Genomic DNA, 956 nt, shown 5'->3' on the forward strand with positions numbered 1-956 from the left:
CCACCGGCAGGCCCTCGAAGCGCAGCCCCTCGTCCAGCCGCCCCGGCCGCACCAGCATCCCCGGGTTCAGGCCCCCGTCCGGGTCCCACACGTCCTTGACCGCGCCGAAGAGGCCGACCAGCTCCTCCCCGTACATCCTCGGCAGCAACTCGGCCCGTGCCTGCCCGTCGCCGTGCTCCCCGGAGAGCGAGCCGCCGTGGGCGACCACGAGGTCGGCGACGGCCTCCGAGAAGCGGCGGAAGTCCCGTACGCCCTTCCCCGTCCACAGGTCGAAGTCGATCCGCACGTGCACGCACCCGTCCCCGAAGTGCCCGTACGGGACTCCCCGGAGGCCGAAATCGGCCAGCAGCGCACGGAATGCGCGGAGGTACGCGCCGAGCCGCGCCGGCGGCACCGCGCAGTCCTCCCAGCCGGGCCAGGCGTCCCCGCCCCCCGGCATCCGCGTCGCCGTCCCCGCCGCGTCCTCCCGGATCCGCCACAGCGCCCGCTGCCCGGCCGCCTCCCGCACCACGACCGCGTCCAGCGCGTCCGCCGCCCGGACCAGGTCCGCGGCGGCCGGAGCACCGTCCACCTCGCAGAACAGCCACGCCGCACCCTTCGGGAGCCCTGACGCACCCCGTACGAGATCGGCCGCCATGCCCTCCACCGTCAGGGGCCCGTAGGGGAGCAGCCCCGCCGCCGCATCCGCCGCCGCCGTCTCGTCCGCGTACCCCAGGACCACGAGCACCGGCTCGGCGGGCAGCGGGACGAGCGCGACCGTCGCCTCCGTGACGACCCCCAGGGTCCCCTCGCTCCCGACGAAGGAGCGGGCCACGTCCACGCCCCGCTCGGGGAGCAGCGCGTCGAGGGCGTAGCCGGAGATCCGGCGCGGGAGAGCGGGCGGGTAGCCGGTCCGGAGGAGGGCGAGACGGCGGTCCACGAGGTCGAGGAGACCTGCCGGTGCTCCCCGCCCGTCC

At 76.6% G+C, this 956-nt stretch carries 1 protein-coding gene; it reads right to left on the minus strand.

Annotated elements, in window-relative coordinates; translation table 11 throughout:
* A partial coding sequence (locus tag CCN56_RS29975) for an FAD-binding oxidoreductase (protein WP_306300645.1) occupies nt 1-956 on the minus strand: 956 nt, incomplete at both ends.

This window comes from Streptomyces sp. NRRL B-24572 (assembly GCF_002156145.1).
Taxonomy (GTDB): Bacteria; Actinomycetota; Actinomycetes; order Streptomycetales; family Streptomycetaceae; genus Streptomyces; species Streptomyces vietnamensis.